The sequence below is a fragment of the Actinokineospora sp. genome (genome assembly GCF_050699995.1).
In the GTDB taxonomy this organism is placed as follows: Bacteria; Actinomycetota; Actinomycetes; order Mycobacteriales; family Pseudonocardiaceae; genus Actinokineospora.
The window spans coordinates 1-22,909 of record NZ_JBOHGC010000386.1 but is presented as its reverse complement, the minus strand read 5'-3'; the positions used below and the strand labels follow the sequence as shown (position 1 = coordinate 22,909).

At 68.9% G+C, this 22,909-nt stretch carries 20 protein-coding genes; 17 read left to right on the top strand and 3 right to left on the bottom strand.

Features of this window, described 5'->3' with window-relative positions; translation table 11 throughout:
• Positions 1-10 precede the first annotated feature (10 nt).
• A complete protein-coding gene (locus ACRDSQ_RS19030; protein ID WP_431422923.1) occupies positions 11-460 on the bottom strand; it encodes a hypothetical protein in 450 nt (149 codons plus the stop codon).
• Positions 461-749: 289 nt separating this feature from the next.
• Here ACRDSQ_RS19030 and ACRDSQ_RS19025 point away from each other — a divergent pair, with 289 nt between their 5' ends.
• From ACRDSQ_RS19025 to ACRDSQ_RS19005, 5 genes are all read left to right on the top strand, one after another.
• Entirely contained in the window at positions 750-2,975 is a 2,226-nt protein-coding gene (locus tag ACRDSQ_RS19025) for a WD40/YVTN/BNR-like repeat-containing protein (RefSeq protein ID WP_431422922.1), read from the top strand.
• A gap of 28 nt (positions 2,976-3,003) precedes the next feature.
• The gene (locus ACRDSQ_RS19020; RefSeq protein WP_431422921.1) at positions 3,004-3,825 is read left to right on the top strand and encodes a carbohydrate ABC transporter permease; all 822 of its coding nucleotides are present in this window, start codon (positions 3,004-3,006) and stop codon (positions 3,823-3,825) included.
• Positions 3,822-5,063 carry an ABC transporter substrate-binding protein gene (locus ACRDSQ_RS19015; protein ID WP_431422920.1) on the top strand — a complete coding sequence of 414 codons (1,242 nt, stop codon included), beginning with the start codon at positions 3,822-3,824 and terminating at the stop codon, positions 5,061-5,063. The genes ACRDSQ_RS19020 and ACRDSQ_RS19015 overlap by 4 nt, the downstream gene beginning before the upstream one ends.
• Positions 5,060-6,064: an ABC transporter ATP-binding protein gene (locus tag ACRDSQ_RS19010; protein WP_431422919.1), complete on the top strand. Its 1,005-nt coding sequence runs from the start codon at positions 5,060-5,062 to the stop codon at positions 6,062-6,064. The genes ACRDSQ_RS19015 and ACRDSQ_RS19010 overlap by 4 nt, the downstream gene beginning before the upstream one ends.
• A gap of 241 nt (positions 6,065-6,305) precedes the next feature.
• Positions 6,306-7,151: a carbohydrate ABC transporter permease gene (locus ACRDSQ_RS19005; protein WP_431422918.1), complete on the top strand. Its 846-nt coding sequence runs from the start codon at positions 6,306-6,308 to the stop codon at positions 7,149-7,151.
• 86 nt (positions 7,152-7,237) lie between these two features.
• On the opposite strand, the gene ACRDSQ_RS19000 is transcribed toward ACRDSQ_RS19005, so the two are convergent.
• Positions 7,238-8,305, bottom strand: coding sequence for a LuxR C-terminal-related transcriptional regulator (locus ACRDSQ_RS19000; RefSeq protein ID WP_431422917.1), 1,068 nt, complete (start codon positions 8,303-8,305; stop codon positions 7,238-7,240).
• A gap of 127 nt (positions 8,306-8,432) precedes the next feature.
• On the opposite strand from ACRDSQ_RS19000, the gene ACRDSQ_RS18995 reads away from it, so the two are divergent.
• Positions 8,433-8,957: a cupin domain-containing protein gene (locus ACRDSQ_RS18995; RefSeq protein WP_431422916.1), complete on the top strand. Its 525-nt coding sequence runs from the start codon at positions 8,433-8,435 to the stop codon at positions 8,955-8,957.
• Positions 8,958-9,184: 227 nt separating this feature from the next.
• A complete protein-coding gene (locus tag ACRDSQ_RS18990; protein ID WP_431422915.1) occupies positions 9,185-9,607 on the top strand; it encodes a YkvA family protein in 423 nt (140 codons plus the stop codon).
• 586 nt (positions 9,608-10,193) lie between these two features.
• On the opposite strand, the gene ACRDSQ_RS18985 is transcribed toward ACRDSQ_RS18990, so the two are convergent.
• Positions 10,194-11,555, bottom strand: a complete 1,362-nt coding sequence (locus ACRDSQ_RS18985; RefSeq protein WP_431422914.1) for an MFS transporter — start codon at positions 11,553-11,555, stop codon at positions 10,194-10,196.
• 272 nt (positions 11,556-11,827) lie between these two features.
• Here ACRDSQ_RS18985 and ACRDSQ_RS18980 point away from each other — a divergent pair, with 272 nt between their 5' ends.
• From ACRDSQ_RS18980 to ACRDSQ_RS18935, 10 genes are all read left to right on the top strand, one after another.
• Positions 11,828-13,846, top strand: coding sequence for a molybdopterin oxidoreductase family protein (locus ACRDSQ_RS18980; protein ID WP_431422913.1), 2,019 nt, complete (start codon positions 11,828-11,830; stop codon positions 13,844-13,846).
• Positions 13,843-15,279: an FAD-dependent oxidoreductase gene (locus tag ACRDSQ_RS18975; protein WP_431422912.1), complete on the top strand. Its 1,437-nt coding sequence runs from the start codon at positions 13,843-13,845 to the stop codon at positions 15,277-15,279. The genes ACRDSQ_RS18980 and ACRDSQ_RS18975 overlap by 4 nt, the downstream gene beginning before the upstream one ends.
• A 318-nt stretch (positions 15,280-15,597) precedes the next feature.
• Positions 15,598-17,061, top strand: a complete 1,464-nt coding sequence (locus ACRDSQ_RS18970) for a phosphotransferase (protein WP_431422911.1) — start codon at positions 15,598-15,600, stop codon at positions 17,059-17,061.
• Positions 17,058-17,789, top strand: coding sequence for a class I SAM-dependent methyltransferase (locus tag ACRDSQ_RS18965; protein ID WP_431422910.1), 732 nt, complete (start codon positions 17,058-17,060; stop codon positions 17,787-17,789). The genes ACRDSQ_RS18970 and ACRDSQ_RS18965 overlap by 4 nt, the downstream gene beginning before the upstream one ends.
• 23 nt (positions 17,790-17,812) lie before the next feature.
• The gene (gene purB, locus ACRDSQ_RS18960; RefSeq protein WP_431422909.1) at positions 17,813-19,078 is read left to right on the top strand and encodes an adenylosuccinate lyase; all 1,266 of its coding nucleotides are present in this window, start codon (positions 17,813-17,815) and stop codon (positions 19,076-19,078) included.
• The gene (locus tag ACRDSQ_RS18955; RefSeq protein ID WP_431422908.1) at positions 19,065-19,472 is read left to right on the top strand and encodes a GNAT family N-acetyltransferase; all 408 of its coding nucleotides are present in this window, start codon (positions 19,065-19,067) and stop codon (positions 19,470-19,472) included. Before purB ends, ACRDSQ_RS18955 begins: the two co-directional genes overlap by 14 nt.
• Complete coding sequence (locus tag ACRDSQ_RS18950) at positions 19,469-20,182, top strand: gamma-glutamyl-gamma-aminobutyrate hydrolase family protein (RefSeq protein WP_431422907.1); 714 nt, start codon at positions 19,469-19,471, stop codon at positions 20,180-20,182. The genes ACRDSQ_RS18955 and ACRDSQ_RS18950 overlap by 4 nt, the downstream gene beginning before the upstream one ends.
• The gene (locus ACRDSQ_RS18945; RefSeq protein ID WP_431422906.1) at positions 20,176-21,408 is read left to right on the top strand and encodes an MFS transporter; all 1,233 of its coding nucleotides are present in this window, start codon (positions 20,176-20,178) and stop codon (positions 21,406-21,408) included. Before ACRDSQ_RS18950 ends, ACRDSQ_RS18945 begins: the two co-directional genes overlap by 7 nt.
• On the top strand, positions 21,405-22,649 hold the full coding sequence (locus ACRDSQ_RS18940; RefSeq protein ID WP_431422904.1) for an ATP-grasp domain-containing protein: 1,245 nt from the start codon (positions 21,405-21,407) through the stop codon (positions 22,647-22,649). Before ACRDSQ_RS18945 ends, ACRDSQ_RS18940 begins: the two co-directional genes overlap by 4 nt.
• Positions 22,650-22,692: 43 nt before the next feature.
• The coding region (locus tag ACRDSQ_RS18935) for a hypothetical protein (protein WP_431422903.1) at positions 22,693-22,909 on the top strand (217 nt) is incomplete at its 3' end.

The window sequence follows — 22,909 nt, the reverse complement described above, 5'->3', positions numbered from 1 at the left end:
ACCGAGCCCCTCAGGTCGTCGGCGGGGGCGCGGAGTCGGGGTCGATGAGGACGAGGTCGATGTCCCACCGGCCCTCGCAGTCGCCCCGCCGCACGAGCGCCTGCCCGGCGGCGTAGGCGCCGGAGGTGAAGAAGACCTCCGCCTCGAACCCCTCGTTGTCCATCCCCGCGGGCCGGTAGCCCGCGGCGGTCACCGCGTCCTGGATCAGCACCGTGACCTCGTCGATGGGCTTCGTCGTGACCGCCCGCACGGTGAAATGCCCCTGCGTGCTGACCACGTGCGTGACCGTGCCGATGTGATCGAAAGACAGGCCCGCGGGCATGAGCGCGGTCTCGGCCGGGGGAGCGGGCGTGGGGGCCGCGCACGCCGCGTCGCCACCGGAGCCTGCCGAGCATCCGGCAGCGACGAGGGCCGCCACCGCCCCCATCAGTGCCGGCGCGCGCACGCCACGTTCGACCATGGCGGCCACTCTAGGCAAAACGTGCAAATCGTGGGCCTATCATCCGACGTTCTCGGTGTACGGTGACGTCCGCCACGCCATACACCTCCGGGGCCAGAAGCCGTGGGAGCGGTGATCGGCGCGGCGGAGTGGGCGCGAGGGCGCGCCCCACTTGACCCTGGAGGCATGCGTGGCCTTACGCAGAAAAACCCACGTCCCGATCTTGGCCGCGGCGGCTCTCACGGCACTTCTGGGTGCTGGCGCCGTCTCGGTTCCCGCGCCTGAGAGCCCGGAACAAGCACAAGCCGTGATGGCCGATCCGGTCGGCGCCGAGGAGTGGATGTACCTCCAGCGCGCCAACGCCGACGGCTCCATCCCGGACGCCGCGGTCAACGAGGCGATCGCGCAGTCCAAGAAGATGGGCGAGGCGAGCATGGGCTCGCCCAGCACGGCCCAGGTGTGGACGGGACTCGGCCCCAGCAACATCGGCGGCCGTATCCGGGACATCGCCGCCGACCCCACCACCAAGGACGTCGCCTACATCGCCACCGGCACCGGCGGCCTCTGGCGCACGGCTGACGGCGGCGCGACCTTCACCACGGCGTGGGACGACCTGCTGCCCCAGTCGATGGGCGCGGTCGCGGTCGACTCCAAGGGTGTCGTCTGGGCGGGCACCGGCGAGCCCGACCACGGCGGCGGCTCGGCGTACTACGGCAAGGGCGTCTACAAGTCGACCGACGCCGGCGCCACCTGGACCAGCATGGGCCTCAAGGACGGCGACACGGTCGGCCAGATCGTCATCGACCCGCGCGACGACAACCGGGTCTTCGTCGCCGTCATGGGCGCGCTGCACGACACCGCGCCGACCCGCGGCCTGTTCCTGACCGAGAACGGCGGGGCCAGCTGGACCCGCGTCATCGTCCCGGACAGCGCGTCCACCGGCGCCATCGACGTGAGCGTCAACAAGTCGAACCCCGACATCATGCTCGCCACGACGTGGGACAAGATCCGTGACGAGAAGTCGCGCATCTACGGCAAGAACTCCTACGTCTACCGCTCCACCGACGGCGGCCGCACGTGGGCGAACGTGCACCAGGCGCCGCTGCCGCAGAGCGTGGACATCGTGGGCCAGCCCGTGACCGCGACCTACGTCGGCCGCATGGGCGTCGACTTCAGCGACAGCGACCCCAACCGCGCGTACCTGATCTCGAGCACCGCCGGTGGCAACTTCAACGGCTTCTTCACCAGCGCGGACGCGGGCGCCACCTGGACCCCGGTCGGCGCCACCTCCGGCGGCGCCCTGCAGAGCATCAGCGGCGGATTCGCCTGGTGGTTCGGCCGCGTCTACGTCGACCCGACCAACCCGCAGCACGTCTTCGTCGCCGGTGTCAGCCTCGCCGAGAGCCTCGACGGCGGCCTCACATGGACGACGTCGCAGACCCCGCACGCCGACCAGCACGGCCTCGAATGGGACCCGTTCACCCCGGGCAAGGTGTTCCTCGGCAACGACGGCGGCTTCTACTGGTCGACCCAGAACGGCGCCGCGCGCGGGCTTTGGGCGAAGACCCCGCGCCTGCCGGTGACGCAGTTCTACGCCATGGACGTCTCCGTCCAGGACGGCAAGCGGCTCAACGCCGGTTCCCAGGACAACGGCTCCCTGAAGTCGTGGGCGAGCGACAACACGGTCAACGGCGACTGGTTCAACTTCGTCGGCGGCGACGGGATGATGAACCGCATCGACCCGACGAACGACCGCAAGTACTACGGCTGCTTCCAGAACGGCGGCTGCCGCGGCTTCGTCGACGGCGCGCAGTTCGTCATGACGATCCCGGGTGCGCGCAAGAACTGGGTGGCCCCGCTCGAATTCGGCGCCGACCCGCGCATCATGTTCGGCGGCAGCGATTACGTCAGCCGGATCAACACCGACGCCGGTCAGCGCGTCTGGGAGCGGATCAGCCCGGACCTCACCGAGGGCACCGAGCCGCGCGCCCCCGGGTTCGGCACCGTCACGGCGCTCGGCACGACGGCGGCCGACCCGAACCTGGTCTACGCGGGCACCGACAGCGGCCTGATGTGGGTCAGCCGCAACGCGATGGCCGCCCCCGGCCAGGTCACCTGGGAGAAGCTCAAGAGCCCGGCGTTTCCGGGCCGCTGGGTCACCCGCGTCACCGTCGACCCGCAAAACCCGAAGGTCGCGTGGGCCGGCTTCTCCGGCTGGCGCTCCGGAAGCCCGTACCCGCACCTGGTCATGACCAGCGACGGTGGCCGGACCTGGAGTGACATCGCGGGCCGGGGTGTCCCGCAGGCGCCGGTCAACGACGTCATCCGGCACCCGTCGAAGCCGAACTGGCTGTTCATCGCCACCGACGTCGGCGTCTTCCGCACGACCAACCTTGGTCGCACCTGGGTCAAGGTCGGGGCGAACCTTCCGCTCGTCCCGGTCAACGACATCGACCTGCCCGCGGGCAGCGAGACGCTCTACGCGGCGACCTACGGTCGCAGCATCTGGACGACCTCGCTCGCGGACGCGTCCTGAGGTCAGCTGAGTCCTGAGTAGACAGCGCGTGACCTTCGCACCCCGACGGTCCACCACGTGGTGGACCGTCGGGGTGATCGCGCTGTCCGTGGTTTTCCTCGCGCCGCTTGTCGTGATGGTGCTGGGTTCCCTGCAGCGGCCGCTGCAGCCGCCTCCAGACGGGCTCGACCTGTGGCCGGACCCGGCCGAGTGGTCGAACTACCTGGCCGTGCCGCGGTTCCTGCCGCTCGCCCGGCTGCTGCTGAACTCCCTGCTGCTGGTCGTGGTCGCGGTCCCGCTGACCGTTGTCGTCACCTCGATGGCCGGCCTCGCGATCGTGACCGCCCGCGGCAGGCTCCGGCACGGGCTCATCGGCGTGTCGGTCTTCATGCTGCTGGTGCCCGCCGCCGCGCTGTGGGTGCCACGGGTGGTGCTGCTGCGTGGCGCGGGCCTCGCGGACACGCCGCTCACGGTGGCCCTGCTCGCGCTCGCCGGCACGACACCGTTCTACGTGCTGCTGTTCGCCCTCGCGTACTCGCGCATCCCCGTGTCGCTGTTGGAAGCGGCGACGCTTGAGGGGCTGAGCCCGTACGCGGTGTGGCGTCGGATCGCGCTGCCGCTGGGCCGCCCGGCGGCGGTGGCCGTCGCCGCACTGTCCACTTTGTACTATTGGTCTACGTTCATGGATCCGCTGACCCTGGTGTCGTCGCCGGGAAACTGGCCGGTGGCGCTGGGGCTGCGAAGTCTCAGCGAGATGGAGGCTGCTCTGTACCCGATCTACCTCGCCGGTGCGGTCATCGTGACCGCGCCCGCGCTGCTCGCGTTCGCCGTCGGCCAGCGGTCGTTCTTCGCCGCGGTGGAACGCTCATGAGGGCCGGGCGACTGCTCGCGACGGTGGCGCTGCTCGGACTGGTCGGCTGCGCCGCGCAACCGGTCGAGAGCGCGGGCGCTCCGATCACCCTGCAGGTCAGGGCCGACCCGGAGGAGGCGGCGGTCTACCGCAGCCTGGTCTCCGCGTACCAGGACGCGGGCGGCGGCGAGGTCAACCTGGTGACGGTCGGCCGCAAGGACCACCTCACCCGGCTCTCGACCGCCTTCGCGTCGGGGGACGCGCCGGACGTCTTCCTCATCAACTACCGGGACTACTCACCGTTCGTGCAGCGCGGAGCCGTGCGGCCCGTGGGCCCGCTGCTTGAGCAGGAGGGTGTGTCCACTTCGGACTATTACGAGCAGCCGCTGAGTGCGTTCACCTATCAGGGCGCGCTGCAGTGCATGCCGCAGAACATCTCTTCCCTCGTCGTCTACTGGAACCGGGCGTTGTTCAATCAGGCGGGGGTCGCGCCGCCGGCGGCGGGCTGGACGTGGGCCGAGTTCGCGCGCACCGCCCAGGCTTTGACCGCAGGCGGGGTGAAGGGGGTCGGCATCGACCCGTCGATCACCCGGATGGCGCCGTTCATCTGGAGCAGCGGCGGCGCCATCGTCGACGACGAGAAGGCGCCGACTCGCACGACCCTGCACGAGCCCGGTGCCCGGGCCGCGCTGCAGGCCGTCGTCGACCTCATCGCCACCGGCGCCACACCCACCAAGGACCAACTCGCCGCGCAGGGTCTGGAAGAGCAGTTCATGACCGGGAAGGTGGCGATGTTCCTGAGCTCGCGGGTCGAGGTGCCCGCGCTGCGGGAGCAGCGCGGCCTCGACTTCGACGTCGCCGCCCTGCCCGTGATGGGCAACCCCGCGTCGGTGCTGCACTCCGACGCCTACTGCGTCGCGAGCACCTCGAAGAACACCAAGGCGGCGGCCAAGTTCATCGCCTACGCGGTGGGGTGGCAGGGTCAGACCGTCACCGCCCTGGGCGGACGCACGGTGCCCTCGCTGCGGTCGGTCGCGACCTCACCGGCGTTCCTCAGCCCGGCCCGGCCGCCCGCGTCGTCGCAGGTGTTCCTCGACGCCATCCCGCACCTGCGGCACACCCCGGTGACGCCGTCGTGGCCGGAGGTCGAGGACGTGATCGGCACCCAACTGCAGCGGGCTTTCGAGGACGCGGTCCCGCTCGACGAGGTCCTCGCCGAGATCCAGAAACAAGCCGACCCGCTGTTGCAGCGCCGATGAGCCTGCGGATCCTCGGCGCCCACAAGGTGTTCCGCGCCCGCGGCGGGGCGCGGGTGACCGCGCTCGACGGGATCGACCTCGAGGCCAGGGAGGGTGAACTCCTCGTCATCGTGGGGCCGTCGGGATCGGGCAAGTCGACCCTGCTGCGCGCCGTTGCCGGCCTGGAACCGCTCGACGCCGGGCAGATTCTGATCGGCGACCACGATGTCACCGCCATGCCCGCGGGCAGGCGGGATGTCGCGATGGTGTTCCAGGAGGCCGCGCTGTTCCCGCACCTCAGCGTCGCCGCGAACATCGGCATCGGCGAACGCGCCCGCGGGTCCGACCGGCGTGCCGTCGAATCCCGAGTCCGCGAGGTGGCGGCGACCCTTGCCGTCGACCACCTCCTGGGCCGGATGCCGGGCGAGCTGAGCGGCGGGGAGCGGCAGCGGGTGGCGTTGGCGCGGGTCATGATCCGCGTGCCTGCCGTGTGCCTGCTGGACGAGCCGCTCGCGTCGGTGGACGCGGAACTCCGCCTGCGCATGCGCGGCGAGATCCGGACGGTGCAGCGGTCGCTGGGCGTGCCGATGGTGCACGTCACCCACGACCAGGTCGAGGCCATGGCGATGGGCGATCGAGTCGCCGTCATGGACGCGGGGCGGGTCCTCCAGTGCGACACCCCCGCCGAGGTCTACGCGCGTCCGGCGACGACGGCGGTGGCGCGGATTTTCGGGCCGCTGCCGATGAACCTCCTGCCGGTCGGGGAGGGGATGGTGGTGGGGGTGCGGCCCGAGCGGGTGCGGGTGTGCGGGATCGAGGCAAGTGGCCGCGCGGGGTCGGTGGTCGAGGTGGAGCCCGCGGGGGAGGAGTGCCTTGTCGGAGTGCGACTGGACGACGCGGACACCGACGTGCTGGCCCGCCTGCCGTGGAGCGAGGCCCCGAAAATCGGGGACCGGGTCACGGTGGCTTGGCGCCCCGAGGACGAACACCACTTCGACCCCGCGACGGGCGAACGCCGATGAGCGGACGCGGGCGGACCGGAAATGGTGCACAGGTGTCGCCGGTGCGTGCCGATCACGACATCAGACCGAACACCCGGCGCGTCCACGGCACGCCCACCTGTCGCCGATTCCGAACCGGTGCGTGCCGGTGAAACGGCATACGGACGCCGCAGCGCGAGCGACGGGTGCCGACACGGCGACCGCGACAACCCAGTCCGGCTTCCGGAGGGTCGCCGCGGCCATCCGGCGGTGGCCACTCGCCATGCCGTACCTCCTTGGCTCGCTGTTGCTCGTCCTCGTCCCCCTCGCCCTTGCCGCCGCCCTCGCGTTCACCGACTACTTCGGGTTCCGGGCCCCGGAGTTCACCGGAGCCGACAACTTCGTCCGCCTGGCGGGGGACCGCGCGTTCTGGGACGCCGTCGGGGTCAGTGCGATCATCGCCGTGATCGTGGTGCCGCTGCGGTTGTTCCTGGCGGTCGGCGCGGCGTTGCTGCTGGCGCGGCCCCGGGGCGCGCGCACGGCGATCGGGCGGGCCGCGGCCTACCTGCCGTCGGCGATCCCGGACGCCGCTTGGGCGTTGCTGTGGCTGTGGATTCTCAACCCGCTCCACGGGCCGCTGCCCGCGGTCCTCGGCGCGCTCGGTGTGCCGGATCCGGGGTTTCTCACCACACCGTGGGGTGCGCGCATCGGACTGGTGCTCGTCATGGCCTTCCAGGTCGGGGAGGCGTTCATCGTCGCCTTGGCCGCGCGGGCGGCGATCCCCAAGCGGCTCTATGAGGCCATCGAAGTCGAAGGCGGCTCCGCCTGGTTCGCGATGACTCGGGTGACTCTGCCGCTCATGGCGCCCATCGTCCTGGTGCTCGCGGTCCGCGACGTCGTGGTGGTCGTGCAGAACGCGTTCGTGCCCGCGCTGCTGGTGACCGATGGCGGGCCGGTGAACGCGACCCTCACCGCGCCGCTGCTGATTTATCGCCGGGCGTTCGAGTACGGCGAACTCGGTTACGCGAGCACGCTGTCGGTCACCCTGCTCGTGCTCACCGGCATCGCGGCGGCCCTCCCGCTGTGGCTCGCCGCACGTCTCGCCGCCCGGCAGCGAACCCGCGCCTGATCCTGGGACAGTCGAGCAGCCACAACTCCGGGCGCCGAGCCGGCGTCAGTCGGCGCTCCCGGTTTCGCGCCGGCATGCGGGTCGGACTAGCTCGGCCCGGTGCTCAGTCTGTCGACGTAGTGGCTGAAGAAGAGCCAGGTCATCAGTTCTTGCCGGGTGTGCACACCGGTCTTCTCGAAGATGTGCCTCACGTGGTCGTTCACGGTGTGTGGACTGAGGAACAGCTTGCGGGCGATCTCGACGCTGCTTCGGCGTGCGAGCAGGTGTTCGAGCACCTCGGTCTCGCGCAGGCTCAGGCCGATGACCGCGGCGACGATGGTGACGATTTCGGGTGGCCGGGCGGGTTCGATCGTCACCACGACGCGCCCAGGACCGTCGGTGCGCAGGGGCGCGGCGTGCAGCACGAGCCAGGTCCCGTCGGCGCCGCGCAACCGGGCTCGGGCGATGCCGGTGGAGCTGGCGCGTACCCGTGCGGCGACGGCGTGGACGGCCGGTGCGAAGGCAGCAGGCTCGGACTGGCGGGGATCGGGTCGGGCCAGCAGCGCCAGGGCCTGGTCTGTGCCGCTTTCCACAGTGCCATCAGGTCCGAGGATGATCACGGCGGGCCCGGCGGGCGGCGGTTGTGCGACCGCGCCACGAACCAGCATCGCCCGCAGGCCCTCGGCGATCACGTCTTGGATGGCGCCGATGGCGGCCGCGTCGTCGTCGGTGAAGTCGCGTCCGGGTTCGCGAGCGAGGGACAGGCCGCCCCAGCAGGACCCGGCGGACTGTGCGACCGCGCGCAGTTCGTCATGCAACCCGAACGGCTGGTACAGGTCGCGGTAGCGCGCGCTGTGTCCGCGCTGATCGCCCAGCCGGCGACTGAGTGTGGCCACCGCGGTGCCTGCGCTCGCCATCTGCTCGTATCCGTCGCCGTCGCGCGCGCCGAGCTCGATGTCGAAGGCCGTCGCGCACTGATCGGCATCGAGGTCCACGCACGTCGCCGCGGTCGCCAGATGGCTGGCCGGGTCGAACTCGACGAACACCGCGCCATCCCACGGCACCAACGTCTCGACCACCTCGAGCACCCCGCGCCGGTAACCGGAGGAATCCGGCGCGGAGCGTGCGAGGTCGCGAAGCCTGGCCCGCGCGCGGTCGATCTGGTCGGTTCGCACGGAATCCATCATCCGCGTGCCACGAGACATCCGGAACACCAAGTTCTTGGGATAGCACCGTGCCCTGACCCGAACCTAGCGTCGGTTCGCACCAGGCAATTCCCCCGAGACCACCGGAGCCACAGCGATGACCACCGTGAACGACTCATCCGACATGCTGACCAACCCGTACCAGCGCGGCCCCGCCCTCGGCGTGTCGCAGTGGTACCTGGGCGCGCTGTTCACCTGGCTCGCCCGCGCCGAGGACACCGGCGGCGCGTTCGCCCTGGCCGACGTGCGCGCCCGGCCGGGTTCCGAGCCGCCGCCGCACACCCATACCCACGAGGACGAGGCCATGCTCGTGATCAGCGGCGAGATCACGTTCCACGCGGGCGAACAGGCCATGCCCACCTCCGCGGGCCAGATCGTGTACCTGCCGCGCGGTGTCGAGCACGGCTTCACAATCACCAGCCCGGAAGCACACTTCCTCCTGATCATCAGTCCCGCCGGGCTGGAGACGACATTCGACGAACTCAGCGAACCGGCCCTGGCGTTGACCCCGCCCGAGATCCCCGCCGGGCCACCGCCCGCCGATCTCATGGCCACCGTGCTCGCCGCGTACACCGCCGCGGGCGTCCGCTTCACCACCCCGACCAGCACGCAACAGCCTTGATCTACCTGGCTCGGGGGGACGCCGCGGTGGCGGCGACGATCGAGTCGTTGGGGCTCGGCCCGCCGCGGCGCGGGGGCGGGCGCGGCTGCGGGAACTTGGCGTGCGGTACGGCACCCGGGGACCGCGGCCGGCGACTCTGGCCGACCGCCATGGGTCGACCAGTCGGCGGGGCGGTGAACGCGACCGTCTCGCCGCCCGGCAGCGCACCCGCGCCTAGGGTGGCAGGCGTGACCGGCGACTGGCTGTGGGATCTGCTCATCGGCGTGGCGATAGCGCTGCTGGTGGCCTGGGTCGCCTTGGTCCTCGTGCTGGTGATCATCCGACCACGCCGCGGCCTCCTGCGGGAAGCCCTGCGGCTGCTGCCCGACGTGCTGCGGCTGCTGCGCAGGCTAGCCGCGGACAAGACCCTGCCATGCGGGATCCGCGTCCGGCTCGGTCTGCTGCTCCTCTACCTGGCCATGCCGATCGACCTGATCCCCGACTTCATCCCCGTGCTCGGCTACGCCGACGACGCCATCATCGCCACCGCCGTCCTGCGCGCCGTCGTCCGCCGCGCCGGGGTGGACAAGGTCCGCGCGCACTGGCCCGGCACCGACGACGGCTTCGCCGCGCCGGCCCGCCTCGCCGGGCTGCCGGACGCGGTCGAGTGACACCTGGCACGGCCGTCGCACGCGGAAAACCGTCGCCACGGCTCACCCGGGCAGCCCACTCGGTCACTCCACGTGGGATCGAGAAAATTCGGTAACGGCTCTCTCCCGGCAGGCGACCCACCTCGGCACCCCGTGTCGCAGACGGCGATCTGCGTGTGTGACGAGCCGCCGTTGGCGTTCACCTCGACGAAGCCGTAGATCTTGAAGAGCCCGTCGGTGATGTTGTTCTTGTCGATGTGAGCCGCCGCCACGGACTGGCTCATGGTGACGACGCTCAGGGCCGCGACCAGTGTCGCGGCGGCTTGTGTCCGCGGCCGATGATCATTACGTTCTGCGCTCGTGCGTTTCGAGTACTCGGACCGCCGGCGGTCACCGTCGACGGCAACGAGATCACCCTTCGTTCGGCCAAACAGCGGATCATGCTCGCCACCCTCGTGAGCAACGCGAAACAGCCCGGTGTCCCCGCAGCTGCTGATCGAGGCGACGGCGAACCCGAACCGAGATGCCACTGAGGTACGCGGAGGTGCGTGCCGCGCCGACTCTGGGCCGATCCCGGCCCGCAGCGATTCCACCAATCGTGGTGTGTTCAGACGTTGGCGTGCGCCAGACTCGGCGCCCAGCCGGATGCCACCGTTCTCCTGAGGTAGCACCACCAGGTCAGAACACCGCATGCGATGTAGAAGGCGATGAACGCCCAGAGCGCGGGCTGCAGGGTGCCACCTTCCAGCGAGGACTTGAAGATCAGGTTCACCGCGACGCCGCCGAACGCGCCGATCGACCCGGCGATGCCGACTGCCGCCGCGGCCTTGTGCTTGGCGACTTTCATGGCCTCATCGAGTCGGTCAGGGGTGGCGGCGCTCCTGGCCGACGCCGAGAAGATCAATGGAATCATGCGATAGGTCGAACCGTTGCCCATCCCCGCGAGGACGAACAGGGCGATCGACGAAGCGAAAAAGATCGGCACGCTCTCGGCTGCGATCCCGGCAATGATCACCAACGTGTCGACAGCCATGACGGCAAATATTGTTATGGTGACCCTGGCGCCCCCGATCCGGTCTGCCAGCCACCCGCCGAGCGGTCGCGACACGGATCCGATCAGTGCGCCGACGAACGCCGTTCCGATCCAGTTCGATTGCGCGCCCGTCATCGTCCTGAGCAACGTCGGAAAGGCGAACGATAGACCGATGAATGAGCCGAAAGTGCCGATGTAGAGCATCGACATGATCCAGGTTTGGCCACTGCGTGACGCGGCCCGGTAGGACCTGCCATCGGATTCGGCGACGGTCAGGCTATCCATGAACCACCATGAGCCCGCGCCCGCGAGGATGATCAGCGGAAGCCAGATGAGAGCGGCGTTGACCAGTGCTATCCCGGTGCTCGCGCTGATCGCCAGCGGAACGGCGAACTGGGTCACGGCAACACCGAGATTGCCGCCCGCCGCGTTGAGTCCCAGGGCGAGACCCTTTTTGCTCTCAGGGTAGAAGAAGGAGATGTTGGCCATTGACGAGGAGAAGTTCCCGCCGCCGAGTCCCGTCGCCGCGGCAGTCGCGAGGAAGAGCCAGTACGGTGGATTCGGGATCGTCACGGCAATCGCCAGCATGATCGTCGGCACCAGAAGTATCAGTGCGCTGAACGTGGTGAATCCGCGGCCGCCGAATCGCGGGATGGCGAAGGTGTAGGGGATACGCAGTGCGGCGCCGACGAGATTGGGCAGGATCAGCAGCCAGAATGTCTGACTGACACTGAGGTGGATGCCCGCCTGGGGCAATGAGACCACGACGATGCTCATGAGCACCCATACCGAAAAGCCGAGGTGCTCGGTGAAGATGGACAACGCCAGGTTCCGGTTCGCCACCCGACGACCTGTCGCCTGCCAGAATCGGGAGTCCTCCGGCTCCCACTTGTCGATCCATCTTCCGCGCCGCGGCTCGGATTCCCCCATCGCCATCTCTGCTCCGTTCGTCCCGTGGTTGGTCAACCGGCGAGCTTGGCCTCTCCCGGTCACTCGGCCAAGACTCCAATCGGCGCAATGGGAGGACTGGTCAGGCGGGTCCTTTAAGGACTCTGCCGCCAGAAGGAGGGGCGGGTTGATCACACCCGACGGCGATGCGTATCGTCCACCCGCTTGGGGAGCGGGGTGTGGGTCAGGGGAGGCATACGTTGACGGGTTTGGTGTCGGGCTTCGCCACGCATTGTCCGTATTGCGCACTTCAATGCGCAATGACGGTCACCTCGGACGCCGTGGTCGCGCCGCGGCCTTTTCCGTCCGGCGCTGGTCTCTGCCTCAAAGGCTGGACTTCGGCGAACCTGTTGGGCTCGCCGCACCGGTTGACCACGCCGTTGGTACGCGACCACCGCGAAGGGGAGCTTCGCCCGGCAGGCTGGGAGGAGACGCTCGGCCTGATCGCCGATCGGTTGCTCGCGGTGCGGGCCGACCACGGCGATGACGCCGTCGCGGTGTTCGGCGGCGGGGGGCTGACCAACGAAAAGGCGTACCAGTTGGGCAAATTCGCCCGCGTCGCGCTGCGCACGTCCCGCATCGACTACAACGGGCGGTTCTGCATGTCCGCCGCCGCCACCGCGGGCAACCGGGCGTTCGGCCTTGACCGCGGCCTGCCGTTCCCGGTTTCGGACATCGCCGACGCGGGCGCGTTGCTCCTGGTCGGAAGTAACCTCGCCGAGACCATGCCGCCGATCACGCGGCATCTGTCGGCGCTGCGAGCCAAGGGTGGAACCCTGGTCGTGGTGGATCCGAGGAGGACAGCCACCGCCCGCCAGGCCGCGCTGCATCTGCGGCCCCATCCGGGAACCGACCTGGCCCTGGCGTGCGGGCTCGCCCATTTGGTCGTCACCGAGGGACTGCATGACCAGGACTACATCGACCGGCGCACCAACGGCTTCGACCAGGCGTGGCAAATTTTGGCGCAGTACTGGCCGGAACGCGTCGAGCGGATCACCGGGGTTCCAGTCGCCGCCCAGCGGGCCGCGGTCGCTGCGCTCACGGCGGCGGACAAAGCGATCATCCTCACCGGCCGTGGCACTGAACAGCACGGCAACGGCACTGACACCGTGCTCGCGTGGATCAACCTGGCTCTGATGCTCGGCCTGCCCGGCCGCCCCGGATCGGGCTACGGCACCGTGACCGGACAGGGCAACGGTCAGGGGGGCCGCGAACATGGGCAGAAAGCCGACCAACTTCCCGGCTACCGCTCTATCGCCGATGCCGCTGATCGCGCCCATGTCGCCGCGGTGTGGGGTGTCCGACCGGACGACCTACCGGGCCCAGGCCCGTCCGCCTACGAACTGCTCGACACCCTTGGCGCGGTGGACGGGCCGCGGGCGCTGTTGGTCTTCGGTAGCAACCCGGTGGTGTCCGCGCCAAACGCCGGGCACGTCGAACGCCGCCTGCGCGAGTTGAACCTGTTGGTGGTGGCGGATTTCGTGCTGTCGGAGACCGCGGCGCTCGCCGACATCGTGTTACCAACCTGCCAGTGGACGGAGGAGGAGGGAACCGTCACCAACCTGGAGGGACGGGTGATTCGACGAAGGCGCGCGATGCCCGCCCCACCGGGAGTCCGCGACGAACTCTGCATTTTGGCCGACCTGGCCCGACGGCTCGGAGCCGAGGGGTTCGACACCGAGCCGAGGCGGGTGTTCGCTGAACTCGGCCGGGCGTCGAGCGGTGGCCGGGCCGACTACGGGGGTATCACCTATGACCGGTTGGACAACAGCGACGGAGTTTTCTGGCCCTGCCCATCCATCGACCACCCCGGAACCCCACGTCTCTTCGTCGAGCGGTTCCACACCTCGGATGGGCGCGCGGTCTTCAGCCCAGTGGAATACCGGGCAGTGGCCGAGTCCCCAGATCGCGAGTTCCCGTTGCGGCTCACCACCGGGCGCGTGCTCTCTCATTACCAGAGTGGTGCGCAGACGCGGCGCGTCGATGAGCTCGTGATGGCAGAGGGCGCCGTGTTCGTGCAGGTGAACCCGGCCAACGCCGCCGCGCTCGGCGTCACGAACGGTGTGACCGTCCGGGTCGGCACGCGCAGGGGTACCGCTGTGGCCACGGCCAGGGTGACCTCTGACGTCGCAGTCGACACGCTGTTCATGCCGTTCCACTGGGGCGGTGACGGTCGCGCGAACCTGCTCACCGACCCGTTGCTCGACCCGGTTTCCGGGATGCCCGCGTTCAAGCTGTGCGCCGCCCGGATCGACCTGATCGAGGAGTTGACGCCATGAGAGTCGTGGTCATCGGCGCAGGCATGGCGGGCATGCGGCTTTGTGCCGACCTGGTCGCGGGGGATCCAGGACGACGCCACGAGATCACGGTATTCGGTGCCGAACCCGAGCCACCATACAACCGGGTGTTGCTGTCCAGCGTCCTTGCCGAGACGTTCCCGTTGCGGGGCATCGCCATGCCTCCCGCCCCAGACCGGGTGCGACTGCGGATGGGCCACTCGATAGACCACGTGAACCGCGGAGCGCGAGTGGTGCGCACGGTGCATGGGGACACCGTCGGCTACGACGTGCTGGTCTTCGCCACCGGCAGCACCCCGGTAGTGCCAACGGTCCCAGGACTGGCGGGGCCGAATGGTCTTCCTGCCGGGGCACTGACTTTCCGCACCGCCGCCGACTGCCGGGCCATCGTGGCCGCGGCCCGCCAAGGCGGGCGGGCGGTCGTGCTCGGCGGTGGTCCGCTGGGAGTCGAGGCGGCCAGGGCCCTCGTGGGGAGGGGCATGGCGGTCGACTTGGTGCATCAGCGACGGCATCTGTTGGATCGGCACCTGGACAAGACCGGGAGCCGCATCCTGGGGATGGCGCTGGCCGGTCATGGGGTCCGAGTGCACGTTGATGCTTCTGTCACAGAGGTGCTCGGCGAGAGTGACACGGTCTCCGGCGTGCGGCTGGCCGACGGCCAGGTCCTCGACTGTGGGCTTCTCGTTCTCGCCTGCGGCACACGCCCGGAAGTCGAGTTGGCCAAGGCGTGCGGGCTGGCGGTCAATTCCGGTGTGGTGGTTGACAACCGGATGAGGTCGATCACCGATCCCGCGGTGTACGCGGTCGGCGACTGCGCCGAGCATGACGGCGTGGTCCACGGCCTGCTCGAACCCGCGTGGGATCAGGCGTCGATCGCTGCCGCCAGCATCGCGGGTTGGGCGTCGGCGCCGCGCCAACGACCGCTGCGGCCGGTGTTGCGGTTGAAAACGCGCGACATCGAACTGGCCGCGATGGGTGAGAGCGCGGCCGCGGCGGACGCCGATCACGTGAGTGAGGTCGTGGTCTTCACCGATCAGGCTCGAGGCGTCTACAAGAAGCTCGTCCTGCGCGACGGTGTGATCGTCGGCGCGGTGTTGTTGGGCGACCTGCGCACGATCGGCGCGGTGACGGATCTGTTCGACCGGGTGCGGCGGGTTCCGCCGGACCCGGCTGCCCTGCTGTTCGACCTGGGGTCGTCGGGAGGGAATGCCGACGAGGCGATCGTGTGCCGGTGCAACGCGGTGAGTGCAGCGGCCATCCGGGCGTGCGGGGGCCGCACCGTGTCCGAGGTCGCCGACCGCACCCGGGCCACGACGGGGTGCGGAGGGTGCGCGGGGGAAATCGCAGCTCTGCTTGGTCAATCGTTCGAACAACATTCTCTTGCCAGTTTGGCCGAGGAGAGTGTGAATCAATAGAACTGATCAGCGCTTTCGCGTGGTCGCGAAGTGCGGTATACGGAAATTGGGTTGCGTCATGACGGCGCAGTCGGTTGCGGCCGATCCGACCTGCCGTCGCTGGATCTTTCGGCCTAGTCGCGCCGCGCGATGCGGATCGTTGTGACATAGACGTTATCGAGCGTCCACTTGTCCATCCATTGTGGACAAATGTAACGGCGGATGGATGCTTGGCGACTATTCGATTGCGTGGGACTGAATGATAGTGTCCGCCGTGCTCGGGCAGCGGGGAAAGATCAGGGCGCGATGGTCGCCCAATTTCGGGGAGGTCAGGCGGCCATGACGATCGTCGATGAAGTGCTGCACACCCATTCTCGCCGAGCGAGTGCCGGCGAGTTGGCCGAGATCTACGCTGGGCTGGCCGAGACCGACCCGCTGTTCGACACCGCGGTGCCCGCGGTCCTGTTCGGGGGCGTGCTTCCCGCGCCGGAGCAGGCGGAACGGTTGCGTCGGTTCGGGTTTACCGTGCTGGAACGCGATTGCCCCTGCGGAGTGGGCGCACTTGTGCTCGGCGGAACGCTGCACGGCACCTGGTTTCCGCTGACCGCGGACCCTTCCGCCCATGTGGCCGCAGTAGTCGCCGACGCCGAGCGGGCCCGCTTACGGGAATGGGCGGGCGACATGTCGCGCCCCGAGTTCACCACCATGCACAAGCCGGGTTCGGACTCACTCGGAGTGGTCCAGTTCCGCGTCGCCGGTGCGGAGATCGTGGCCAAGATCGGCGGCGCGACCGCGATCGCCGGTGAAGTCGCTTTCGCGCGCGAGGTGAACTCGTTGTTGGCCAAGGAAGGAAGGCGCGCGCTGTTCCCCCGGGTGGAAGGCGTCCGGTGGGAGGGCGCTCAGGCGGTCAGCCTGATGGAAGCAGGCACGCCGATGCCGCTGTCGCTCCTGTTCACCGACAGCGCCCGCACCACTCTCGACCCGGCGGCGCTGGACTTGCTCGAACCACACCTCGACCAAGTCAGCGCGTGGTATCGGCTCACCGCCCGGAGGCGGCGCCCGACCGTCGTCGACTACCTGTACCGCGAGCGATACCACATCCTGTGTGGACAGGCCGACTTCCTCACGACGTTCGAGGCATTGTTTCCCGAGACCCCGTTGGCGGACATGCTGGAGGCCGCCATCGTGTTGCCCGACGGGACCAGAATGGACGGATACCGGACCGCGGTGTCCTGGCTGGACCAGGCTGTTCGGGAGCTGCTGCCCGAGCACGGCAGCGCCGTGCACGGCGACATCTACGCCGCGAACATGCTTGTCCGCGCCGACGGGAGTCCGGTGCTGATCGACCCTCGGACCATATGGGAGGGACGGAACCGCCCTGACGTCGGTTATGGCGACCCGGTGTTCGACTTCGCCACCCTGCTGCACGGGGTGTTTCCGATGGCCGCGATCCTGCGCTCCGCCGAGCAGGGCGTCACGGCGGGCTTGGTCGACGGCGGCGCCCGCCCGGTCGACGGCGTGCTTGACCTGACTTCGCTGCGGCTGCCGCTGCGCCTGCCGGACAGTGTGGAAGCGCTGATCGCGCGGATGCTGCGCGGTCTGCCGCACGACGAGCCCAGCCCCCGCGTCACCGCCCGGCTCTACATCGGAGCGGCCACTTCACTGGCCGGGTGGCTCAAATACCGGCGTTCACTGAAGACCCCGCAGGCATGGCTGTCCACGTTCGCCTACGTCTGCTGGTACCTGCGCCAAGCACGCGCCGTTTGGGAAGACGGCGTTTCCAACGGGAAGAAGGATTCGTGACCACGCTCAACTACGACGACCTGGCCACCGAGTACGCGCGGCACCGCCGCACGTACCCCGGGCTGATCGAGCACCTCGTGCGCCGCGCCGGGGTGACCGCCGAGCACTCGGTGCTCGAGGTCGGATGCGGGACAGCCAACCACATCGCCGCGGTGCGGCGTGAGACCGGCGCCAGCTGCTTCGGGGTCGAGCCATCGGAGCAGATGCTGAGCGTGGCGCGCACCCACCCCGAGGATCTGGACCTTCGGCAGGGCTATGCGCAGGAACTCGACTTCCCGGAGGGTTCCTTTGATCTGGTGATGTCGGTCGACATGATCCACTACGTAGCCGAGCCGCTGGAGTACTTCAAGCGCGCCTTCGCGGCGCTCAAGCCCGGCGGGCACTTCGTCACCGTGACCGACTCGGACTGGATCATCCGGAACCGGGTTCCGATGGCGCGCTACTTCCCGGGCACCATCGATGCCGAGGCGGGCCGGTACCACCCGATCCCGCGGTTGGCGGGGGATCTCGCGCTGGCCGGATTCGTCGACCTCCACGAGCACGTCGTGGAGAGCGAGTACGAGCTCACCGACTCCAGCCGGTTCCGGGACAAGTCCTACTCGTGCTTGCACCTGATCGGTGAGGACGAGTTCGCGCGCGGTCTCGCGGCGCTCGACGCGGACCTCGCCCGCGGCCCGCTCACGGCCAACCTGCGCAGCCTGGTTCTGTGGGGGCGTCGGCCGCAATGATCGACAGATACTGCCTGCCCCCCATGCGGGAGCTGTGGACCGACGAGGCGAAGTACGCCTCGTGGGTGCGGGTGGAGGTCCTCGCGAGTCGGGCACAGGTCGCTCTCGGTGTCGTGCCCGCCGACGCGCTGGCCGCGATCGAACAGGGCAGGGTGCCCGACCCGGCCAGGGTCCGGGAGTGTGAACGCACTCGGGACCACGAGATCCTGGCCTTTCTGGAGGCCTACACCGAAACCATCCCCGGGGACCACGGCCGGTGGGTGCACCACGGTATGACCAGCTACGACCTGGTCGATACCGCACTGGGGCACACCTTGGCGCGTTCGTGCGACCTGATGACCGAAGCGACGACCGCGTTGCGCGACGTCCTTGTGCGCCGGTCGATCCAGCACTGGGACACCGTGTGCGTGGCACGCACCCATGGCATCCACGCTGAGCCGACCACCTTCGGCCAGAAGCTGGCTCTGCACGCCGCGGCGGTCGACCGCTGCCTGACCCGGCTGGCCGCGGCGCGAGCCGCGGTGGCGGTCGGCACGCTGTCCGGGCCAGTGGGCACGTACTCCAAGATTGATCCCAGGGTCGAGGCCGCCGTGTGCGCCGAACTCGGGCTGGGGATCGAGCCGATCCCCAGCCAGGTCGTGGCTCGCGATCGGCACGCCGAACTGCTTTCCACGCTGGCCGTCCTCGGCGCTGTGGTCGAGCAGATCGGGTTGGAGCTCAGGTTGCTGCAGCGCACCGAGGTGCGCGAGGTGGAGGAACCAAGGACGAGCGCGTATCAGGGTTCCAGTGCGATGCCGCACAAGCGCAACCCGACTTCCAGCGAACGCATCTGCGGTCTGGCACGGCTGCTGCGCGCCTATGCCGACGCGGCCTACGAGAACGTCGCGCTGTGGCATGAGCGGGACCTGGCTCATTCGCCGGTGGAGCGGGTGGTGTTTCCCGACGCGTTCACCATCGCCCACTACCAGGTGAGCAAGGCGGCGGAGATCGTCGAGGGCATGGCGGTGTTTCCCGAGCGGATGCTGGCCAACCTCGAGTCCACCAACGGTTTGGTCTACAGCGCCGAGGTCCTGCTCGACCTCGTCGACGGCGGGATGGACCGAGAGAAGGCGTACCGAGTGGTGCAGGACGCCGCGACGGAGACCTCCGCGACCGGTAGGCACCTGCGGTTGACGCTCGCCGACCGGCACGTCGCCACCACTGGGGAGCAGTTCCAGCCGGAACGGTTCCTGTCCCGCACGCACGTGCTGCGCGAACGAATGGAGAAGATCTTCAATGTGGAAATGTGAGATCGTCGACGGTTCGGCCCTCGACGTCGCCGAGGTGTCTGCTCTCTACCGAGCGTCGACGCTCGCCGAGCGTCGCCCGGTCGACGACGCCGCACGGTTCGCCGACATGGTGCGCAACGCGAATCTCGTCGTGGTGGCGCGGATCGACGATCGCATGGTCGGCATCTCCCGGTCGGTCACCGATGGTGCGTACGTCACGTACTTGTCCGACATCGCGGTGGATGTCGAGTTTCAGCGCCAGGGCATCGGCCGCGACCTGATCGAGGCGACTCGGCAGGCCCATCCGCGCGCCAAGATCGTGTTGCTCTCGGCGCCCGCCGCCGTCGACTACTACCCGCACATCGGATTCACCAAGCACAACTCGGCTTGGGTCTTGGACGCGCTGACCCCATGAGTGCACAGATGTCGCGATCCCGTGCCCCGCGCATCGGCGTGACCACCTATCAGGAGGACGCGTCATGGCGAGGGTGGAAGCGCCGCGCTTCGTTGGTGCCGAGGGACTTTCTTGACCGCATCGCCGCGTCGGGCGGCCTGCCGGTCCTGCTGCCGCCCGACGGTGGCCCCACTGAGGCCCAGGATCTCATCGCGTGGCTGGACGGGCTGCTGCTGGTCGGCGGACCGGACATCGAGCCGAGTCACTACGGCCAGGGCGCGGAGCCTGCCACCAGTGGTGTCCAGGGCGACCGGGACGCGTGGGAGCTCGCGCTGACCCACGCCGCGATCGACGCGGGACTGGCGGTGCTCGGTGTCTGCCGCGGAATGCAACTGCTCAACGTCGTGCGCGGCGGCACCCTCCGCCAGGACATCGGCAAGCCGGAGCACCAGCCCGATGGCAGCCGGTTCGGCGCCGTCGACGTCGCCCTTGACGCCGAGCGGCTGCCCGGTGCGCTGCTGGGCACGGGCGTCGAGGTCTCCTGTTACCACCATCAGGGCGTGGGGCAGCTGGGCGACGGCGTGATCGCCACCGGCTGGTGCAAGGACGGTGGCGTGGAAAGCATCCAGCTCGGCGACCGCGAGTTCGTCGTCGGCGTCCAGTGGCACCCCGAGGTCGGCGATCCTCAGCTGTTCAAGGCGTTCGTCCATGCGGCTGGTGCCCGATGCTGAAAGCGCTGCTTCCGCACAGCCACCGCGGCAGGGTCCTCGCGCTCGGCGCGTTGATCGACGCGATAGCCACGGGTGTCTATCTCGCCGTCGCAACCCTCTATTTCGTCGAGTACGTCAAGATTCCGGCACCCTCGGTCGGCGTGGCGATCGCGATCGCGAACGTGTGTGGCCTGCTCGTCCCGATGCCCGTGGCCCGGCTGACCCAGCACCTTGGCGTCATCCGGGTCTACATCGCCTTGCTCGTGGTGCGCGGTGTCGGAATGGCCGCCTACGTCCTCGCCGACGGCTACTGGCGCTACGTGGCGGTGACATGCCTGTTCACCATGGCCAGTCGCGCCGCCCTGCCGTTGCTTCAAGTCCTCATCGGACAGATGGAGGGCGAAGAAGACCGCACGAGGACCATGGCCTCGATGCGCACAGTGAACAACATCGGTCTCGCGGTCGGCTTCCTCATCGCCGGACTGGTGCAGATGTCACACTCCCATGCGGGTTATCTGGCGTTGTTCGTCGCGTGCGGCGCGTCGTTCGCCGTGGTCGCGCTGGTCACCGTCAGAGCCACGAACGGCGTGGTAAGTAGGGATACCGCGGCGCCCGTGCGGCAACGGCGCGCGAGTTCGGTGTATCGCGACGGCCGCTTCATCACCGTCGCCGTCGCGAACGCGGTGCTGATGATGCACGACTCGATGCTGTTCATTCTCATCCCGCTGTGGGTGGTGCAGCGCTGCGGGCTCTCGCCGACGGCGAGCTCGACCCTTCTCATACTCAACACCGTGATCACGGTCGTGATCCAGGTGCGCTTGGCCAAGTACGCCAAGGGTGTGCGCGGAGCGATGCGGTTGCTGCGCTGGTCGATCGTGGCGTTGGTGATCGCCGGGCTGCTGCTCGGTCTTGCCGACGACGACGCGGCCGTGTGGCAGCTGCTCGCGCTGCTGACGGGCGCGGTCGTGCTGTTGACCGTGGGGGAGAACCTCCACGCGGTGTCCGGCTGGGAGCTGTCGTTCCTCATGTCCGACCCGGAAAAGCGCGCGCAGTACCTCAGTTTGTTCAGCCTCGGCTACACCGGTCAGCAGATCATCGGCCCGGTTCTCATGACGGCCGTCGTGCTGCCATGGGGCATGTCGGGCGTCATGGTGGTCACCGCCATGTTCGTGGTTGCCGCCCTGGTCACGTCGGTGGCGGTCAAGCGTCACTCACTCGATCACGACGAAGCGAAGGCACCGGCATGACCAAACACGTCATGATCTTCGGCAGCGGCAACGGCGACCTGCCCAGTCGCATCCGCGGTCTCGAAGAGGGAGTGCGCACCACGCTGGTGTGCAGGCCGGATCACCTGCACCGGTTGGTCGAGCCGGAGCGCCACGAACGTCTGCTGGTGCTCGGCGCGGACCGGTCGGTCGAGGAGTGCGTCGGGTTGGCCGAGGTGGTCCACCGTGCTGATCCGGTCACCCACATCGCCACGCTGGGAGAGCACGACCAAGACCGTGCCGCCGCCGTCGGGGCCGCACTGGGGGTGGGCACCCACAGTGTGGAGACCGTGCGACTGGCCCACCACAAGGACTTGATGCGGCTGCGCCTGGCGGAACTGGGCGTGGACGGCACACCCGCCGAGGCCGTTCATGACGTCGACGCGTTGCGGTCCTTCGCCAAGCGGCATGGATTCCCGGTGGTGGTGAAGCCGGTCGGCGGTCTGGCCAGCTTCGGCGTGTCGATCGTGCGTGATGAGGCGGCGATCGAGGAGGCGTTCGTGCGAGCGGACAAGTCCGCCGAACACGGATGGCACCGCAGCCTGGGTGTCTTCGCCGAGGCCTATCTGGACGGCCCCGAGTACAGCGTCGAAGCGTTGTCCGAGGACGGCGAACACGTCGTCCTCGCCGTGACAGCCAAACACACCGACCCGGCCACCCGCATCGAGCTCGGTCACGTCGTTCCGGCGCCGCTGACCGACGAAGTCCGCGCCGAGTGCGAATCCCTTGCCCTGAGGGTGATCGACGCGATCGGCGTGCGGTTCGGCGCGACCCACACCGAGATCATCCTCACCCGTGATGGGCCGAGAGTCATCGAGACCCATGTGCGCATGGGTGGTGACGAGATCTGGGAACTGGTGCACGACGCAATCGGCGTCGACCTGATCGACGCGCAGTTGCGCCAGTCCGTCGGACAGAAGGTCCTGCCGGATGTCCGTGCCACGTTGGCTGAATCCCGGCCGCCGAGGGCATCGGCCATCTGGTTCGCGACACCGCCACCGGTCGGTGAGCTCGTGGAGGTGATCGAGCCGCAGGAGCCGGACGCGATCGTCGGCGTCGGTGTGCGACCGGGCGTGGTCTTCACCGGCCTGATCAGTTCCTACTCCAGGCCCGCGTCCGCTCGGTGCGGCGCCGAGTCCGCGCGGGAAGCGCTGACGCTGGCCAAGCGCGCGGCCGAAGGGATTTCCTTCGTCACTCGTGTCTCGGGCGCTTTACCTGCCTGAGAACGGTTTCCTTCCCCCTCCCACATTCCCGAATAAGGACGCCATGCTTTCGCTGAGAACCGAAGGCTTCGTCAGCCTGGTCGCTGACGTCGCCGATCGCGCGCGATTAGCCATCGACGGCACCAAACTCACGCGAATCGCGGTCACCATGGATGACCGGCTCCACGAGAGCGTCGGCCTGATGGCCGTCACATCCGCCGACCGGATAGTGATCGATCTCGTGCGTGGCGGCACGCTGGCGGTCGCCGTCGGAGCCGACG

Excerpts from the sequence above, each read along its gene's own strand:
- ACRDSQ_RS19030 (WP_431422923.1), bottom strand. The coding sequence starts at position 460 with ATGGTCGAACGTGGCGTGCGCGCGCCGGCACTGATGGGGGCGGTGGCG.
- ACRDSQ_RS19025 (WP_431422922.1), top strand. The coding sequence starts at position 750 with ATGGCCGATCCGGTCGGCGCCGAGGAGTGGATGTACCTCCAGCGCGCC.
- ACRDSQ_RS19015 (WP_431422920.1), top strand. The coding sequence starts at position 3,822 with ATGAGGGCCGGGCGACTGCTCGCGACGGTGGCGCTGCTCGGACTGGTC.
- ACRDSQ_RS19010 (WP_431422919.1), top strand. The coding sequence starts at position 5,060 with ATGAGCCTGCGGATCCTCGGCGCCCACAAGGTGTTCCGCGCCCGCGGC.
- ACRDSQ_RS19005 (WP_431422918.1), top strand. The coding sequence starts at position 6,306 with ATGCCGTACCTCCTTGGCTCGCTGTTGCTCGTCCTCGTCCCCCTCGCC.
- ACRDSQ_RS18995 (WP_431422916.1), top strand. The coding sequence starts at position 8,433 with ATGACCACCGTGAACGACTCATCCGACATGCTGACCAACCCGTACCAG.
- ACRDSQ_RS18985 (WP_431422914.1), bottom strand. The coding sequence starts at position 11,555 with ATGGCGATGGGGGAATCCGAGCCGCGGCGCGGAAGATGGATCGACAAG.
- ACRDSQ_RS18980 (WP_431422913.1), top strand. The coding sequence starts at position 11,828 with ATGACGGTCACCTCGGACGCCGTGGTCGCGCCGCGGCCTTTTCCGTCC.
- ACRDSQ_RS18975 (WP_431422912.1), top strand. The coding sequence starts at position 13,843 with ATGAGAGTCGTGGTCATCGGCGCAGGCATGGCGGGCATGCGGCTTTGT.
- ACRDSQ_RS18970 (WP_431422911.1), top strand. The coding sequence starts at position 15,598 with ATGACGATCGTCGATGAAGTGCTGCACACCCATTCTCGCCGAGCGAGT.
- purB (WP_431422909.1), top strand. The coding sequence starts at position 17,813 with ATGCGGGAGCTGTGGACCGACGAGGCGAAGTACGCCTCGTGGGTGCGG.
- ACRDSQ_RS18955 (WP_431422908.1), top strand. The coding sequence starts at position 19,065 with ATGTGGAAATGTGAGATCGTCGACGGTTCGGCCCTCGACGTCGCCGAG.
- ACRDSQ_RS18950 (WP_431422907.1), top strand. The coding sequence starts at position 19,469 with ATGAGTGCACAGATGTCGCGATCCCGTGCCCCGCGCATCGGCGTGACC.
- ACRDSQ_RS18945 (WP_431422906.1), top strand. The coding sequence starts at position 20,176 with ATGCTGAAAGCGCTGCTTCCGCACAGCCACCGCGGCAGGGTCCTCGCG.
- ACRDSQ_RS18940 (WP_431422904.1), top strand. The coding sequence starts at position 21,405 with ATGACCAAACACGTCATGATCTTCGGCAGCGGCAACGGCGACCTGCCC.